We start from the raw sequence: 15,600 nt of genomic DNA, 5'->3' as shown, positions 1-15,600 counted from the left end.
GTGATGCAACTGGTGTATATGTACATGGATTCTCCTGTAGGTGCATTAAAACTGGTTGCACATGATCAGGCGTTGGTCGCCGTGATGTGGGACAATGAAGACCATAAACGGGTACGGCTTTCTGAACTGATAGAAGATCGTCAGCATCCAATGCTGCATAAGGTTAAACAACAATTAGAACAGTATTTTGCAGGGCAACGCCAGCAATTTGATTTGCCTTTGGACTTTCAAGGTACCGCATTTCAGCAACAGGTTTGGCAGGCGTTATTGACCATTCCTTATGGGGAAACACGCAGTTATAAAGAGATTGCCGTGCAGTTAGGTAATGAAAAAGCCGTACGTGCAGTCGGGGCAGCCAATGGTAAGAATCCGATTTCGATTATTGCGCCCTGTCATCGGGTGATTGGGGCGAGTGGCGCATTAGTTGGTTTTGCAGGTGGTTTGGATAAGAAGCAGATTTTACTGAGTTTGGAGCAAAACAAAGCTTAAATAATTTTAATTCCAAAGTCTGCATAGCCTCATAAATCTGTAATGGATCAGATGTATTTTGTGTAGGCATTCTTTTACTTTTCAAAGATGAAAAGTAACAAAAATCTTTTGTTGGACAGAGGGTACATCCATGTAGCCCCTGTCCAACGGGCGGCATCCATGCCGGCTCACGATAGCGATTGCTGCATGAATATCTTGTTAGAATCAGACAATGAAAGTACTTTTAATTTATAAATTATCCATGTCGTTAATACTCGATTTTAATCGCCTTTTGGAATAAGCTTAAGCCTTTCATAACAAGTTGAATGGAAGTTTAAAAATGGCTGTTGGTGACGTAACAATGCCACTTATGCATGTGGTGCAGGGTGTAAAAATTGGCTCAACTGAGGCGTATGTACGTTATCCAAATCGACGAGATTTAGTCATTTTTGAATTTGCCGAAGGCTCAAACGTTGCAGGGGTATTTACCCAAAGCGCCTTTGCTGCTGCGCCTGTTCAATTAAGTAAAAAGCATTTGGCCGAGAACACACCACGTTATCTGATCATCAACACGGGTAATGCTAATGCCGCAACAGGAACCGTCGGTTATCAAAATGCACAAGCCACTTGTGCCAAGTTGGCTGAATTAGCTGGTGTTCAAGCTAATCAAATTTTACCCTTTTCAACTGGTGTGATTGGTGAGCAACTCCCAATTGAACGCTTATTGCAAGGCATTCAACCTGCATTAAATGATTTAAATGCCGATCGTTGGGCGGACGCTGCATCAGGCATCATGACCACAGATACCACACCTAAAGGTGCATCTGAACAGTTTGAACTGGATGGTGTAACCTATACCATGACGGGTATTAGTAAAGGTGCAGGCATGATTCGTCCAAACATGGCGACCATGCTGAGTTTTGTGGCAACCGATGCCCCGATTCGTGCTGAACTGGTACAGCGTTTATTGCAAACTACGGTTGAGCATTCCTTTAACCGCATTACCATTGATGGTGATACTTCGACCAATGACTCTTGTATCTTTGTGGCAACGGGTCTGGCTGGTGGTGCTGAAATCCAGAGCCAAGACGATGCACGTTATCAACAAGTGCTCGATGTGCTTGCACGTATCATGAATCGTTTGGCGCAATTGATCGTGCGTGATGGTGAGGGTGCAACCAAGTTCATTACCGTTCAGGTGGAAGGCGGAGCCAATACCCAAGAATGTTGTGATGTTGCCTATAGTGTTGCCGAGTCGCCACTTATTAAAACAGCTTTATTTGCTTCAGATCCAAACTGGGGTCGTATTGTGATGGCGATTGGTAAAGCGGGTGTACCGAACTTAGATACCAGCAAGGTTCAAGTCTGGCTGGGTGATGTCCAGATTTGCCTAGATGGTGGTGCAAACCCAGACTATACCGAAGCAGCCGGTGCAGCTGTCATGGCTGAGAAGGAAATTAGCATTCGTATTGACCTCGGTCGTGGTACAGCAAAAGACAAAGTCTATACCTGTGACTTTTCTTATGACTATGTCAAAATTAATGCCGATTATCGCTCATAAATTTGCGTTATAATAAAGCCTCCACAGTGGGGCTTTTTTTATAAGCTAGTTTGTGGATGAGGTGATTTTTCCCAAATGATCACGCCATTACCCACGTTAAAAGTTTGCAGTGATGCAAGCACGCAGGATAGAGAAGACGTTTTATGAATGATGCGAATTTAATTGCGAACGAAGCCAAAAATATTGTGCAGGCGCATTTAGATCGTTTGGGCGAGCCAAAGGACAATCGCCTTAGCCCAGAAGTGAAACAAGAAAAGTTTGCCCAAATTGCAGCCGAGTTGAAAAAACGTAATGCAGTACTTGTGGCTCACTATTACTGTGATCCTGAAGTGCAGGAGCTTGCCGAACTGACAGGTGGTTGTGTTTCTGATTCATTGGAAATGGCGCGTTTTGGTCGTGATCATCCTGCGACTACCTTGGTGGTTGCTGGGGTGAAGTTTATGGGGGAAACCTCTAAAATTTTATCACCAGAAAAAACCGTATTGATGCCAACTTTAGAAGCAACCTGTTCACTCGATTTGGGTTGCCCTGTGGATGAGTTCACAGCATTCTGCGATCAACATCCTGATCATACTGTGGTGGTGTATGCCAATACCTCAGCGGCTGTGAAAGCGCGTGCCGATTGGGTGGTGACTTCAAGTTGTGCGGTTGAGATTATTGAGCATTTAGATAGTTTGGGTGAAAAAATTATTTGGGCACCAGATCAGCATTTAGGTCGTTATATTCAAAAGAAAACAGGTGCTGAAATGTTGTTGTGGGATGGCGCATGTATCGTGCATGAAGAATTCCGTGCGCGTGGTATTGCGCAAATGAAAGCGCTTTACCCTGATGCGGCGGTATTGGTTCATCCTGAGTCACCTGAATCGGTGGTGGATATTGCAGATGCAGTGGGGAGTACTTCACAACTGATCAAAGCTGCACAGACCTTGCCGCATAAACAAATGATTGTGGCAACAGATCGGGGCATTTTCTATAAAATGCAGCAAGCAGCGCCAGATAAGGAATTATTTGAAGCACCAACTGCAGGTGAGGGGGCAACTTGTCGTTCATGTGCACATTGCCCGTGGATGGCAATGAATGAACTGGATGGTATTTTGCATGTATTACAACATGCTGATCAAGAAATACACGTCGATCCAGCCTTAGCTGAACGCGCGAAATTACCCTTAGATCGAATGTTGAACTTTAGTGCTTCTTTGAAACGCTAAAATGTCTGAAAATGCTTGTTAAATATACATTTGATAAGGATTTATTAGTTTTTTGAAAAATAGGTGTTGACGTTCTAAGGCGTCACGCCTAGAATGCACACCGTACCGCACGATGTGCGATACAGTAAAAGCTGAAAAGAAATCGGAGCATAGCACAGCCTGGTAGTGCACCTGGTTTGGGACCAGGGGGTCGTAGGTTCGAATCCTACTGCTCCGACCATTTAAAATATGTTGAAAAACATAGTTTTAAATATCGGCGAAGTATCGTGATAGTATTATCATCGTTATGCGCCTGTAGCTCAGTTGGATAGAGCATCCGCCTTCTAAGCGGATGGTCACAGGTTCGAATCCTGTCAGGCGCGCCATTTTGGCAGCTTGGTATATAGAATCAAAGTTTTGATGGTGGATGTAGCTCAGTTGGTAGAGCCCTGGATTGTGATTCCAGTTGTCGCGGGTTCGAATCCCGTCATTCACCCCAATTTCGGAGCATAGCACAGCCTGGTAGTGCACCTGGTTTGGGACCAGGGGGTCGTAGGTTCGAATCCTACTGCTCCGACCATCATCTTAAAAGATGAGATAAAATACCGCTAAGTTAGCGGTTTTTTTACGTCTGGATTTTTGAATTTAATAGCTTAAATTGAGTCCGTAGCCATAGGTCGAGGCGTACCAATTCACGATAAATGTAGAGATTAAAAATATAAGAACTAAGATCATGATGAATTTATAGCTAGCTTTTCTTGCCGCTATAAGGTAACCAGCCAACATGCTTAAGATGAACCAAAACCAAGTATAGATCATTAAAAAGTTCTTAAATGAACCGCTACAACCTTCTATACATGGCCTTTTATGCTTTACTAAGTTAACAAAAGCTTCATGTGAAAATTGCATCAAAACAATGGTAATAATTAGACCTAAGATAGGGTATAGAATCTTTTTATCATTTGATCTCAATTAATTAATAGCTTAAATTCAGTCCGTAACCATAACCAGTTGAATACCAAGAAAGAAAAACTAATAAAAAATAATTAAAATAATAAAGGAAGAAATTGTTTTATAACCAACTTTTCTTAATGAGAATAAGTATCCGATGATTCCTCCTGAAAAGAGGCTTGTCCAAGTAAATGTTCTTGCAATTATTAGAAAATCAGTACTACATCCTTCTCGGCATCTCGATTGACCTGTATAAATTAAACTAAAAAACTGAGGTACAATAAAAATGATTATTGCAACTAAAAAAATTCCAGCTAACACCCATAAAATATGTTTCATTACTTTACCTCGAAAAACAATATTCTCTTTGCCTTTCCATAATCAGAATATGTATATCCCATAAAGTCAAAACTGTTAAATCCAATAGTAAAACGTAAAAAGGTTGTCCAGTTATCTGTTAATTTTGATTTACTCCATAAATGAGTATCTGAAACAGAAAAAATTAGAGAAAGAATCCACCGAGTAGTTTTGCAATTGAATCTCTTTTTACAACAACGCGACTGCTGGATTTGGCTATTGCGCTTTTATTGCGTTGCAGTTAAGTTGCTCTTAATGAAATAAATTGGTTAGACAACTACAACAGTATTTAAATGTTGTATTCGGCATAATGCTTCCACTTTTTAAAAAGAAAAAACAGAGTATAGCGATGACAGAAACAGCTTTTGATTTTGTAATTATAGGTGGTGGTTCGGCAGGCTCGGTATTGGCTGGGCGATTATCTGAGAACCCAAATATTTCGGTATGTTTATTAGAAGCTGGTGGTGATGGAAATAGCTGGTTGGTAAATACACCTTCAGCAGCTGTGATCAGTATTCCAACTAAAATTAATAACTGGGCTTTAGAAACCATTCCACAAAAAGGTTTAAATGGGCGTAAAGGTTATCAACCTCGTGGAAAATGCTTGGGGGGTAGTTCTGCGATCAATGCGATGGTCTACATCCGTGGTCATCATAGCGACTACGACCATTGGGCTGCTTTAGGCAATACAGGATGGTCTTATCAGGATGTATTGCCATACTTTATAAAATCAGAGCATAACGAGCGCATTCGTAATGAATATCATGGTCAACACGGGCCATTGAATGTCAGTGAATTACATTCTGACAATCCATATCAAAAGACCTTTGTTGAAGCTGCGAAGCAGGTCAATTATCCACTCAATGATGACTTTAATGGCGCAGAACAAGAAGGGCTAGGGGTTTATCAGGTCACACAAAAAAATGGCGAACGTTGGAGCGCAGCGCGCGGTTACCTGTTTCCTTATTTAGGTAAACGCCCGAATTTACAGGTCATTACTCAAGCTAAAGTGGCCCGTATCGTGATTGAAAATGGTCGTGCAGTCGGGGTGGAATATAAACACAACGGACAAAGCACGGTTGTTCGTGCCAATAAAGAAGTTCTGTTGTCTGCTGGGGCATTCCAATCGCCACAAGTCTTAATGTTGTCGGGGATTGGTCCACGTCAAGAACTGGAAAAACACGGTATTCCTGTAATTAAAGATTTAGCAGGTGTTGGTGAAAATCTGCACGATCATCCTGACTTTATTTTTGCTTATAAGACCAAGCAAATGGAAGGAACCTTTGGGGTGTCAGTTGGGGGCAGTATTGATTTGGTCAAACAGATCGGGCGTTATCGTAAAGAACGTCGTGGTTTGATTACGACCAATTTTGCTGAATGTGGTGGATTCCTAAAAAGTCGCCCTGAGTTGGATAAACCTAACTTACAACTGCATTTTGTGATTGCAGTGGTGGATAACCATGCGCGAACCATGCATATGGGACATGGAATTTCATGCCATGTCTGCTTGCTGAATCCGCGTGCGCGTGGTTCGGTCAAACTCAGTGGCAAAAATGTTGATGATCCACTATTAATCGACTTTAAATTCCTTGAGGATGAGCAAGATCTGCAAGATATGGTTGATGGTTTTAAAGTCACCCAAAAGTTAATGAACGCACCCGCTTTAAGTGAAAAAATTAAAGAAGATATGTTTACAGCGAATGTGCAGACTGATGATGAAATTCGTGAGATTTTGCGCCAACGCGTCGACACGGTCTATCACCCCGTTGGCAGTTGTAAAATGGGTGTGGATGAGATGGCGGTGGTCGATCCTGAGCTAAAAGTGTATGGCATTGCAGGACTGCGCGTGATTGATGCCTCAATTATGCCAACCGTGGTCAATGGCAATACTAATGCACCGACCATTATGATTGCTGAAAAAGCGGTAGATTTGATTCGTCAAACTTGGAAGTAAGTTCTAAGTTATTGTGGAGCTAAGGTATTCGCCTTAGCTCTTTTCATTTTCAGTACTGTTACGTGGCGTTTCCAGCATACGTGGAAAAGTAAAATTATAATCTTGCAGTGCATAGCGGAACAATTGAGCAGGGCGCTTACCGACAATTTTTTGCTGTCCTGTTTCCTCAAGAGGCAATTAAAGCGTTGGAGCAAGACCCTTATTATATGCAGCTTGTTGCAGCGTTTATTCCATTACAATATTTGACTACACTGGTCGCGGCTTATGCCGTCAGTCGTAAAGGTACTCCGCTGATTGACCAAATCATGATGGGTGCTACGTTAGGTGCTGTGAACGGTACTGCAGTGGGTACGGCACATGAGCTATGTCATAAGCCGCAGAAAAAATACCACCATCTATCTCACATGGCATTAGCCCCTTCGTGCTATACCCATTTTCGGGTAGAGCATCCATTTGGACATCATAAGCATGTTGCGACCCCAGAAGATGCGGCCTCGGCCCAGCTTGGTGAGTCTTTCTGGCGCTTTCTGCCGCGCTCAGTGATTGGTAGTGTTAAGTCGGCTATCCAGATTGAGAGCGCACGGTTGGCAAGAAAAGGCAAAGGCTGGTGGTCTATGGAGAATGAACTATTACAGGGTTGGGCCATGTCCACAGCTTTCCACGCCAGCTTAATTGCCTTGTTTGGTCGTCGTGTCATTCCATTCCAGATTACTCAGGCGGTATATAGTGTGACTTTATTTGAGGCCATCAACTATGTAGAGCACTATGGCTTGTTGCGGCAGAAACTGCCAAACGGCCAGTATGAGCGCACTATGCCACAGCATAGCTGGAACAATAATAGCTTGATAACGAACCTATTGCTGTATCAGATCCAACGTCACTCCGATCATCATGCGTATCCCACACGTCCTTTTCAGACCTTACGTCATTATAACAATATCCCAGAGCTTCCTGGTGGCTATGCCGGGCTACTTTTACCTACGATTATTCCGGTCTGGTGGTTTAAACTCATGGATCAGCGCGTAGTTGATCATTATCAGGGTGATCTAAGCAAAGCCAATATTTACCCCAAGGCTCGTGCACGAATTTTTGCCAAGTTTGGCAAGAAAGATAGTTTGGCGCTGGAAAGCCAGTAATACGGGCATTGATTAGCCCATCTAGCATGGGTTAAGTTAAATTTTAGATGATCTGTATCCTTAGGTTGACGCCATGATGGTACCGTTAAAGTCCTTACAGTTTCCTATACAGTATCTGGATGTATGCGAGGCACTCATTTGTCCGCACGAAGAGGATCTAAAGGATTTTCATCGGCAATGCGGTGTTCGGTATGAAGAGCGACGCAATCACGGCGGAATGATTGATGGGGAGCAATTTATGCGAGCTTATACCCTGACTCAGCAATACTGCATGTCTGATCGTCCGGCTTTATTCCAGATCCTTGATGCTTTCCCTGTCACGGCACATGGTAAGCTGGGCTTGTTGGCACTTGCATCACGTACGCTTGAAGATGCGCTGAATGCTGCAATTGAGTTCTTCCCGCTAGTGATGCCAGCGTTTGAAGTCAGTCGTCAGAATTTTGGCAATCAGGTTCATGTGAACTTTGAGCGGGTGACTGATTTTGGCGAGCAGAATGCATTTTTCACAGAAATGGTAATGGGTGCTCTGCATAGCTTCTTACCATTCATACTCACACCCTTGGATGGCGTGTATGTCAAGTTTGCGCATGTCTCAGTCTATCCAGATGCTTTATATGAAGAGTTCTTCCATCTATACGTACAGCATGAGGCCGATAAAAATAGCATTGTGATCCCGCGGGCGCTGCTAGAAACTCCACTTTTGACGCAAAACCAAACCTTGCAACGTCAGATGGTGGAGGAACTCCGTATAAGGTTCCAAAGAAATCATAATAAATCCGTGAGTTTACAAGTCAGGCGATTGCTGCACCTTAATCTGGATGAACAGCGAATCATCAATACTGAATCTGTGGCTCAAAGCTTGAAGATGTCATATCGGACATTGGTGCGTAGATTGTCACAGGAAGGTACAACATTCCGGCAACTAATGGATGAGGTTTGCGTAGCCTATGCGAAAGAATTACTTGAGCACTCACAAAAACCGATCGCGGAGATTGCGCAGCATCTCGGATTCAGTAGTTCGGCAAACTTTGCACGTACGTTCAAACGTCTTACTGGAAAAACGCCTTCAGAGTTCCGCCTGCCACCCCAAATCCCATCTAATGTGAAGAGCATGTCATGACCAAGATCGCCGTTGTACAGCCTACCTTAACGCTCGGTGAGGTGGATGCCAATCTGCTCCGTGTCGAAGCGCTGATTCGTGATGCTTATCGTGAGCACGCCCCCGAAATCATTGTCTTACCTGAAGCATTTACTTCACCGAATGTCTATTCACCGATTTTACGTACAACGCCTGAGCCTATTGATGGCAGACCATTTCAACTCATGCGACGTCTGGCTAGAGAACTTGGCATTGTCTTGGCTGGTGGCTTTCTATCTATACGAGGTAAGCATAGCTACGGGACTTATCTGCTGGCAGAGCCTACAGGTCTGGTGCATTTGCATGACAAGGATATTCCCACGGCGTGGGAGCAGAATTTTTATGTGGGTGGCAATGATCATGGCGTTGTTACATGTCAAAGTCTTGGGTGTAAAGTCGGCCTTATGTCTGGCTGGGAGTGGGCTCGTACCGGCACTGCAGCACGTGTGCGTGCCGAAAATGTACAGTTGATACTGGGAGGAATGTGCTGGTGGTCATTGCCTCTTAATTGGCACGGTCCTGTAGGTTGGCTCATGCGACGTGAACATGCCCTTTATCAAAGGCAGCAATATGAATTGCCTGGACAGGTTGCAAGATTGACAGGAGTGCCGATTGCTCATGCTGCGCATGTCGGCAAGATACGATGTAACACTCCGATGCTGCCTGGTATCCGCTGGGAAACCGAAATGATTGGTGAATCGCAAATCTGCGATCGTGAGGGACATATTCTCGCACGACTCAGTTTTGAGGATGGTGAGGGGCATGTAGCTGCAGACGTCACGCTGAATACACCCAAACCGATCGATCCAATCCCAGATCAATACTGGATTTTTGATGTCACGCCGATGACTCATTTAGGCTGGCACGCGGCTAATCTTCATGGCACCTTGGCGTACCAACTGCGTCACAGACTGGGCTGTTTTCCATGGCAAGCATTAGAGTCACATGACTTGCCAAATTTAGTTGCACCAGATTTATAAGTTGCACTGCATGCTAAAGACAAACGGCATACATGGGCTTTTCTCGCTAGAGAGGAAGCAGCAGAATCTCCACTATCAATGTATCACCCTTATCCTTTTGGAGCAGACATGGCTTTTTGGTTTAATTTAAACAAACCGCAAGATGATTCAATATTTGAAACAGCGACGTATCACTATAGCTACGTGATGAGGCTTCCTGTAGATGCTGATCAGGTCTGGGCTGGGCTGACGGCCGACCGTCCTCTGGCGTGGTGCAAAATGCTGAATGGTCAATATACGTCAGAACGTCCCTTTGCAGTCGGCACTACGAGGGCAGTTGGTGTGGTGTTCAACGCCGTGAAATTACGAGAACGTTTTTTCATTTGGGATGAAGCCAATCGCCGCCATGCGTTTTACGTTGAGCAAATGAACACCCCGTTTTTGGCGATGTTTGCCGAAGACTATCAGGTCACGCCAACTGAAGAGGGTTGTGAGTTCATCTGGCGTTTTGCATTTGAGCCACGCAAAGGTTTAAAAATGCTATTTGATCTGATTGAGCTTCCGAACAAGCTATTTTTGTTTGATAGTTTCAAGCGTGATACGGAGAAACATTTTAAATCGGGACGGTAATAGATAGCTCTGATTTGATATCACGCCTTAACAGTTTTATCTGTTTTTTAGGTGTCCTGTAATTGAATTAAAATTAGATTCTTTGGAGAACCTATTATTTTCTCAATACATATTTTTGAGCAATGCTTATGGGTAAACCTTTAATGCTGATTAGTTTGTTCAGCCAGCACTAGATCGGTTGGAGAGGGGTAAATTGATGAGTTTTCTCGGGCTTGTAGTCTGTGCAGTAGATGTAACACTGCCGATGATAAGATTGTTATCTTGCATTTTGTGGTAGTTATTTTGGATTTTCATGCATAGGTCATATCTAAAACAATGCTAGAACTGAAAAAAGTTTTTCTTGCTTGATCTAGGTAAAGCACTGCTTTAAAAACAGTTTTGTTAGAAAACTAGCTGAGAGATCATGGATATCAATAATGGAAATATTGGTATCCATGATCAAGTAGTTCAATCAAATGTCTACTTATTTTATTTCAATGGATAATGTTAAATTCTACCAGCTTAACGCACCACCAGTTTGGTAATCCGTTACACGCGTTTCAAAGAAGTTCTTCTCTTTACGCAAGTCCATCATTTCAGACATCCAGCCAAACGGGTTCGTTACACCAGCAAATTGCTCTGGTAAACCAAGCTGCGCTAAACGACGGTTACAGATGAACTTCAAGTATTCTTCCATCATGCTTGCATTCATACCCAATACACCACGTGGCATTGTGTCACGCGCATATTCGATCTCAAGCATAGTGCCTTCAAGAATCATTTGAATCACTTCTTCTTGGAACTCAGCAGTCCACAAGTGCGGGTTCTCGATCTTGATCTGGTTGATCATGTCGATACCGAAGTTCAAGTGCATAGACTCATCACGCAAGATATACTGGAACTGCTCAGCAACACCATTCATCTTGTTACGACGACCCATACTCAAGATTTGAGTAAAGCCACAGTAGAAGAAGATCCCTTCAAGAACACAATAGAATGCAATCAAGTTACGCAATAAACGTTGGTCGTTTTCAGGTGTGCCTGTATGGAAAGTAGGGTCACTTAACGATTGAGTGTACTTCAAGCCCCATGATGCTTTACGCGCAACACTTGGAATCTCGCGGTACATGTTGAAGACTTCGCCTTCGTCCATACCCAAAGATTCGATACAGTATTGATAAGCATGGGTGTGAATTGCTTCTTCAAATGCTTGACGCAAGATGTACTGACGGCATTCTGGGTTGGTAATGTGACGGTAGATCGCCAACACCAAGTTGTTTGCAACCAATGAGTCTGCAGTCGAGAAGAAACCCAAAGAACGCATGATGATGGTACGCTCATCTTCAGTTAAGCCATTTTCAGACTTCCAAAGCGCGATATCATGGTTCATGTTGACTTCTTGCGGCATCCAGTGGTTTGCACACCCGTCAAGATACTTCTGCCAAGCCCACTCGTATTTAAATGGAACAAGCTGGTTCAAGTCTGCGCGGCAGTTGATCATTGCTTTATCATCCACCTGAACACGCTGTGCACCCATTTCAAGCTCTTCCAAGCCCGGTGCAACATCGAGGTGTTCTAAGGCAGCAGATGCTCGTGCCAACGAATCGGTGGGATCTGTTGATCGCACGATATTGGTTCCAGCGGGTTGTGCAGTTGCCATGCGCGGCGATGATTGCTCTGAATCAGATACCACTTGCGTATTAGTCGTTTTTTGCGAGTCGATGGTCGCAGACTTGTGTTCAGGTGTAGTCGGTTTTTGCGAATCATCTTCAAAATCGTCCCAACTAAGGATAGACATATCAATTCTCTCTTCGTTGCTTTATATCTTTTATTTAGACATCTCAAGCAAGGAGATGTCCTACTATACGCTCAATTTGTGTAAGCAAAATTAAGTTTTATTGATTGAGTTTTAAAAAGTGACCAATGGCACCGACAATCCCTAAGACTTATTTTGATTACGCTGTTGTCTACGTATTTTAAAAAACGCGTAAACGAGGGGGATATAAAACACTAGAAAGGCACAAATCAGAACAATCACACCAAATTGATAATTATGACTGAGATGGAACATGATCGATGCCTCTATAGGAACCTCTCTTGCGGAGCTTTAGTTGCTCCTCACCTCTCCTAAACGGAGAGGGAGTTTGTTAAGAGAGGAATAAAATTACTGACAAGCTTCGCAGTCTGGGTTGTCAATTGAACACGCCATTGGCACTGGAGCCGCAGTGGTAAAACCATCTTCTTCAACCGCAGTTTCAGGTTTCTTCTCTGCAACCACTGCTGCTGGTGCTGCAACTACAGGTGCTTCAACCGATGCTGGTTTAACTGCATTCAGTGCGCCAGTATTGATCGTTGATTTCTCTGCTGAAGTTGCACCTAAAGCTCGGAGGTAATAGGTGGTCTTAAGACCACGTAACCATGCCATCTTATAGGTGATGTCCAGTTTCTTACCGTTCGCGCCAGCGATGTAAAGGTTCAATGACTGTGCTTGGTCGATCCACTTTTGACGACGTGATGCAGCATCCACGATCCAGCGAGTATCCACTTCAAACGCAGTCGCGAAGATTGCTTTTAATTCATCAGGAATACGCGCAATCTTTTGTACTGAACCTTCGAAGTGTTTCAGGTCATTGACCATCACGGTATCCCACAGACCACGTTGTTTTAATGCACGAACGAGGTAAGGGTTGATCACGGTGAATTCACCAGAAAGGTTTGATTTCACATACAAGTTCTGGAACGTCGGCTCAATCGATTGAGATACGCCACAAATGTTAGAGATGGTTGCAGTCGGTGCAATCGCCATCACATTTGAGTTACGCATACCGTCTTTTTGAACTTTGGTACGTAATGAATCCCAGTCTAAACGTTGTGTACGATCAACTTCGAACATACGCTCTGGACGTGATTTCGAAACGATTTCTAAAGAGTCGATTGGCAAGATCCCTTGATCCCACAATGAACCTTTGAATGTTGAGTAAGCACCACGTTCGATTGCAAGGTTGCTTGACGTTTCGATTGCGTAGTAGCTGATCACTTCCATTGATTCATCAGCGAAATCAACCGCTGCATCTGAACCATAAGCAAGATTCATTTCATACAATGCATCTTGGAAGCCCATGATCCCCATACCCACAGGGCGGTGTTTCAAGTTTGAGTTCTTCGCTTGTGGCACGGCATAGTAGTTAATGTCGATCACGTTATCGAGCATGCGAACTGCTGTTTTTACAGTACGGGCAAGCTTCTCACGATCTAACACACCACCTTGAACGTGTTGTACAAGGTTGATCGAACCTAAGTTACAGACCGCGATTTCGTCTTGGTTGGTATTTAAGGTAATTTCTGTACACAAGTTAGATGAGTGAACCACACCCACGTGTTGTTGTGGTGAACGTAAGTTACATACGTCTTTGAATGTGATCCACGGATGGCCTGTTTCGAACAACATCGAAAGCATTTTGCGCCATAAATCTTTCGCACGGACTTTCTTGTGCAACATGTTTTCTTGTTTTGCGACCGCTTCGTAGTGTGCATAACGCTCAGCAAATTCAGCACCCGTTAAATCATGCAGGTCTGGTGTTTCAGAAGGCGTGAACAATGTCCACTCAGCATCTTCAAATACACGTTGCATGAACAGGTCAGGCACCCAGTTCGCTGTGTTCATGTCATGGGTACGACGACGGTCATCACCGGTGTTCTTACGTAGCTCTAGGAATTCTTCAACATCCAAGTGCCAAGTTTCCAGGTATGCACAAACTGCACCTTTACGCTTACCACCTTGGTTCACCGCAACGGCAGTATCGTTGGCAACTTTAAGGAATGGAACCACACCTTGTGATTTACCGTTGGTGCCTTTGATATAAGAGTTCAAGGCACGTACTGGTGTCCAGTCATTACCGAGACCGCCTGCCCATTTAGACAACATTGCGTTATCACGCATTGCGCCATAAATGTCGTACAGGTCATCACCAATGGTGGTCAAGTAACAGCTTGATAATTGCGGACGCAAAGTACCTGAGTTAAACAGGGTAGGTGTAGATGCCATGTAGTCGAAGCTAGACAATAAGTCATAGAACTCGATCGCACGATCTTCTCTGTTTTCTTCATTGAGCGAAAGACCCATTGATACACGCATAAAGAATAATTGTGGTAATTCAAAACGCACGCCATTTGAATGGATGAAGTAACGGTCAAATAAAGTTTGTAGACCTAAGTAAGTAAACTGGTTTGAGCGTTCTGGTTTGATCGCCGCAGCCAATTTCGCAAGGTCGAAGTCAAGCAGGTCTTTAGAAAGCAGATCAAGCTCAATACCTTTCTTCAAGAAGGTTTCTAAAGCATCGCCTTCTAAAGTGTCTGTTGGCAGACCCAAGAACTCTAAACCTGTGCTAACCAATTCGTTACGAAGTAAACGAGCAGTCACATAGGTGTAGTTTGGCTCTTGTTCAATACGGGTACGCGTTGCCATCATCATGGTGGTTGCAATATCGCTTTCTTTTACGCCGTTGTAGAGGTTCTTAACGGTTTCATCCACGATCGCTTGAACATCAATCCCTTCTAAGCCTTCACTTGCAGTTGCAATCGTGGCTGTTAATGCGTCCAAATCCAATGGCTGGAGCTGACCATTGGTATCTGTAATTTGCAGGGTAGGATGATGGTTCGCACCAGTTTGCTGACGAGCGCTTGCGCGTTGGTCGCGATAAATCACATAGGCACGGGCAACTTTCTGTTCGCCCGTACGCATCAGTGCCAATTCAACTTGGTCTTGGATTTCTTCGATATGAATCGTACCACCAGATGGTAAACGACGGTTAAACGTGTTCATTACCATTTCTGTGAGTTGTGTAATACGGTCATGGATACGACTAGAGTCAGTACCTTGTTGACCTTCAACAGCTAAAAATGCTTTCCCAATCGCAACAGAAATTTTCTCGGCATTAAATGTCGCAATCTCACCAGTGCGCTTAATGACCTGAAGTTGGCCAGGAGTAGAAGTGATGATGCTCATGTCAGCATAGCTCCATTATCATCTATTTTTATGTTCATGGACCGTTTGAATCGAGCAAAAAGTATGCCACGATGTTTGAGGGATAAACACAATACTTAGTGGTTAAAGTTTATTTTCAACACAAGATACGGGATTTTTTCCAGCAGATCAATCCTTGACATTTTACTAATTTTTTTTTCATGTCTTAACTGCTGAATTCACAGGGACATAGCATAACAAAGCCATGAAAAAAGGCTTATAGATAACTCTGTGGATAACTCAAAAAACAGACACTT

10 protein-coding genes, 4 tRNA genes and 2 pseudogenes are annotated in these 15,600 nt (G+C 43.7%); 12 read left to right on the top strand and 4 right to left on the bottom strand.

Annotation, left to right across the window (positions count from 1 at the left end; genetic code table 11):
• Positions 1-3 precede the first annotated feature (3 nt).
• The 8 genes from NQU59_RS18390 (at position 4) to NQU59_RS18355 (ending at position 6,478) form a co-directional block, all read left to right on the top strand.
• Positions 4-489: a methylated-DNA--[protein]-cysteine S-methyltransferase gene (locus NQU59_RS18390; RefSeq protein WP_257064404.1), complete on the top strand. Its 486-nt coding sequence runs from the start codon at positions 4-6 to the stop codon at positions 487-489.
• 319 nt (positions 490-808) lie between these two features.
• Positions 809-2,029: a bifunctional glutamate N-acetyltransferase/amino-acid acetyltransferase ArgJ gene (gene argJ / locus NQU59_RS18385; RefSeq protein ID WP_257064403.1), complete on the top strand. Its 1,221-nt coding sequence runs from the start codon at positions 809-811 to the stop codon at positions 2,027-2,029.
• A gap of 143 nt (positions 2,030-2,172) precedes the next feature.
• Positions 2,173-3,237 carry a quinolinate synthase NadA gene (gene nadA, locus NQU59_RS18380; protein WP_005239526.1) on the top strand — a complete coding sequence of 355 codons (1,065 nt, stop codon included), beginning with the start codon at positions 2,173-2,175 and terminating at the stop codon, positions 3,235-3,237.
• Between the two features lie 143 nt (positions 3,238-3,380).
• Positions 3,381-3,457, top strand: a tRNA-Pro gene (locus NQU59_RS18375).
• 68 nt (positions 3,458-3,525) lie between these two features.
• A tRNA-Arg gene (locus NQU59_RS18370) sits at positions 3,526-3,602 on the top strand.
• A gap of 37 nt (positions 3,603-3,639) precedes the next feature.
• Positions 3,640-3,715: transfer RNA gene (locus NQU59_RS18365), tRNA-His, on the top strand.
• A gap of 4 nt (positions 3,716-3,719) precedes the next feature.
• A tRNA-Pro gene (locus tag NQU59_RS18360) sits at positions 3,720-3,796 on the top strand.
• A 1,077-nt stretch (positions 3,797-4,873) separates the two neighbouring features.
• The gene (locus NQU59_RS18355; protein WP_257064401.1) at positions 4,874-6,478 is read left to right on the top strand and encodes a GMC family oxidoreductase; all 1,605 of its coding nucleotides are present in this window, start codon (positions 4,874-4,876) and stop codon (positions 6,476-6,478) included.
• 33 nt (positions 6,479-6,511) lie between these two features.
• Here the strand turns inward: NQU59_RS18355 and NQU59_RS18350 are convergent.
• Positions 6,512-6,649: pseudogene (locus NQU59_RS18350) on the bottom strand (NUDIX hydrolase); the annotation flags it as partial.
• Between NQU59_RS18350 and NQU59_RS18345 the strand changes: the two are divergent.
• From NQU59_RS18345 to NQU59_RS18330, 4 genes and pseudogenes are all read left to right on the top strand, one after another.
• Positions 6,649-7,614 (top strand): annotated as a pseudogene (locus NQU59_RS18345) (alkane 1-monooxygenase); the annotation flags it as partial. The pseudogenes NQU59_RS18350 and NQU59_RS18345 sit on opposite strands and share 1 nt — an antisense overlap.
• Before the next feature lie 73 nt (positions 7,615-7,687).
• Positions 7,688-8,734 (top strand): helix-turn-helix transcriptional regulator, encoded by a 1,047-nt coding sequence (locus NQU59_RS18340; RefSeq protein WP_257064400.1) that lies wholly within the window; start codon positions 7,688-7,690, stop codon positions 8,732-8,734.
• Positions 8,731-9,732, top strand: coding sequence for a carbon-nitrogen hydrolase family protein (locus NQU59_RS18335; protein ID WP_257064399.1), 1,002 nt, complete (start codon positions 8,731-8,733; stop codon positions 9,730-9,732). Before NQU59_RS18340 ends, NQU59_RS18335 begins: the two co-directional genes overlap by 4 nt.
• Positions 9,733-9,840: 108 nt before the next feature.
• A complete protein-coding gene (locus tag NQU59_RS18330) occupies positions 9,841-10,341 on the top strand; it encodes an SRPBCC family protein (RefSeq protein WP_257064398.1) in 501 nt (166 codons plus the stop codon).
• 493 nt (positions 10,342-10,834) lie between these two features.
• On the opposite strand, the gene NQU59_RS18325 is transcribed toward NQU59_RS18330, so the two are convergent.
• The 3 genes from NQU59_RS18325 to NQU59_RS18315 form a co-directional block, all read right to left on the bottom strand.
• Entirely contained in the window at positions 10,835-12,118 is a 1,284-nt protein-coding gene (locus NQU59_RS18325) for a ribonucleotide-diphosphate reductase subunit beta (RefSeq protein ID WP_257064397.1), read from the bottom strand.
• A gap of 141 nt (positions 12,119-12,259) precedes the next feature.
• Positions 12,260-12,391, bottom strand: coding sequence for a hypothetical protein (locus tag NQU59_RS18320; RefSeq protein WP_004655460.1), 132 nt, complete (start codon positions 12,389-12,391; stop codon positions 12,260-12,262).
• A 93-nt stretch (positions 12,392-12,484) separates the two neighbouring features.
• A complete protein-coding gene (locus tag NQU59_RS18315; RefSeq protein WP_257064396.1) occupies positions 12,485-15,325 on the bottom strand; it encodes a ribonucleoside-diphosphate reductase subunit alpha in 2,841 nt (946 codons plus the stop codon).
• Positions 15,326-15,600: the final 275 nt, after the last annotated feature.

The sequence above is a fragment of the Acinetobacter colistiniresistens genome (genome assembly GCF_024582815.1).
Lineage (GTDB): Bacteria > Pseudomonadota > Gammaproteobacteria > Pseudomonadales > Moraxellaceae > Acinetobacter.
This window is presented reverse-complemented; position numbering and strand designations above follow the sequence as displayed.

What these genes read in the sequence shown, in the direction of transcription:
- NQU59_RS18355 (WP_257064401.1), top strand. Translation starts at nt 4,874, where the DNA reads ATGACAGAAACAGCTTTTGATTTTGTAATTATAGGTGGTGGTTCGGCA.
- NQU59_RS18390 (WP_257064404.1), top strand. Translation starts at nt 4, where the DNA reads ATGCAACTGGTGTATATGTACATGGATTCTCCTGTAGGTGCATTAAAA.
- NQU59_RS18330 (WP_257064398.1), top strand. Translation starts at nt 9,841, where the DNA reads ATGGCTTTTTGGTTTAATTTAAACAAACCGCAAGATGATTCAATATTT.
- argJ (WP_257064403.1), top strand. Translation starts at nt 809, where the DNA reads ATGGCTGTTGGTGACGTAACAATGCCACTTATGCATGTGGTGCAGGGT.
- NQU59_RS18325 (WP_257064397.1), bottom strand. Translation starts at nt 12,118, where the DNA reads ATGTCTATCCTTAGTTGGGACGATTTTGAAGATGATTCGCAAAAACCG.
- NQU59_RS18315 (WP_257064396.1), bottom strand. Translation starts at nt 15,325, where the DNA reads ATGAGCATCATCACTTCTACTCCTGGCCAACTTCAGGTCATTAAGCGC.
- NQU59_RS18335 (WP_257064399.1), top strand. Translation starts at nt 8,731, where the DNA reads ATGACCAAGATCGCCGTTGTACAGCCTACCTTAACGCTCGGTGAGGTG.
- NQU59_RS18340 (WP_257064400.1), top strand. Translation starts at nt 7,688, where the DNA reads ATGATGGTACCGTTAAAGTCCTTACAGTTTCCTATACAGTATCTGGAT.
- NQU59_RS18320 (WP_004655460.1), bottom strand. Translation starts at nt 12,391, where the DNA reads ATGTTCCATCTCAGTCATAATTATCAATTTGGTGTGATTGTTCTGATT.
- nadA (WP_005239526.1), top strand. Translation starts at nt 2,173, where the DNA reads ATGAATGATGCGAATTTAATTGCGAACGAAGCCAAAAATATTGTGCAG.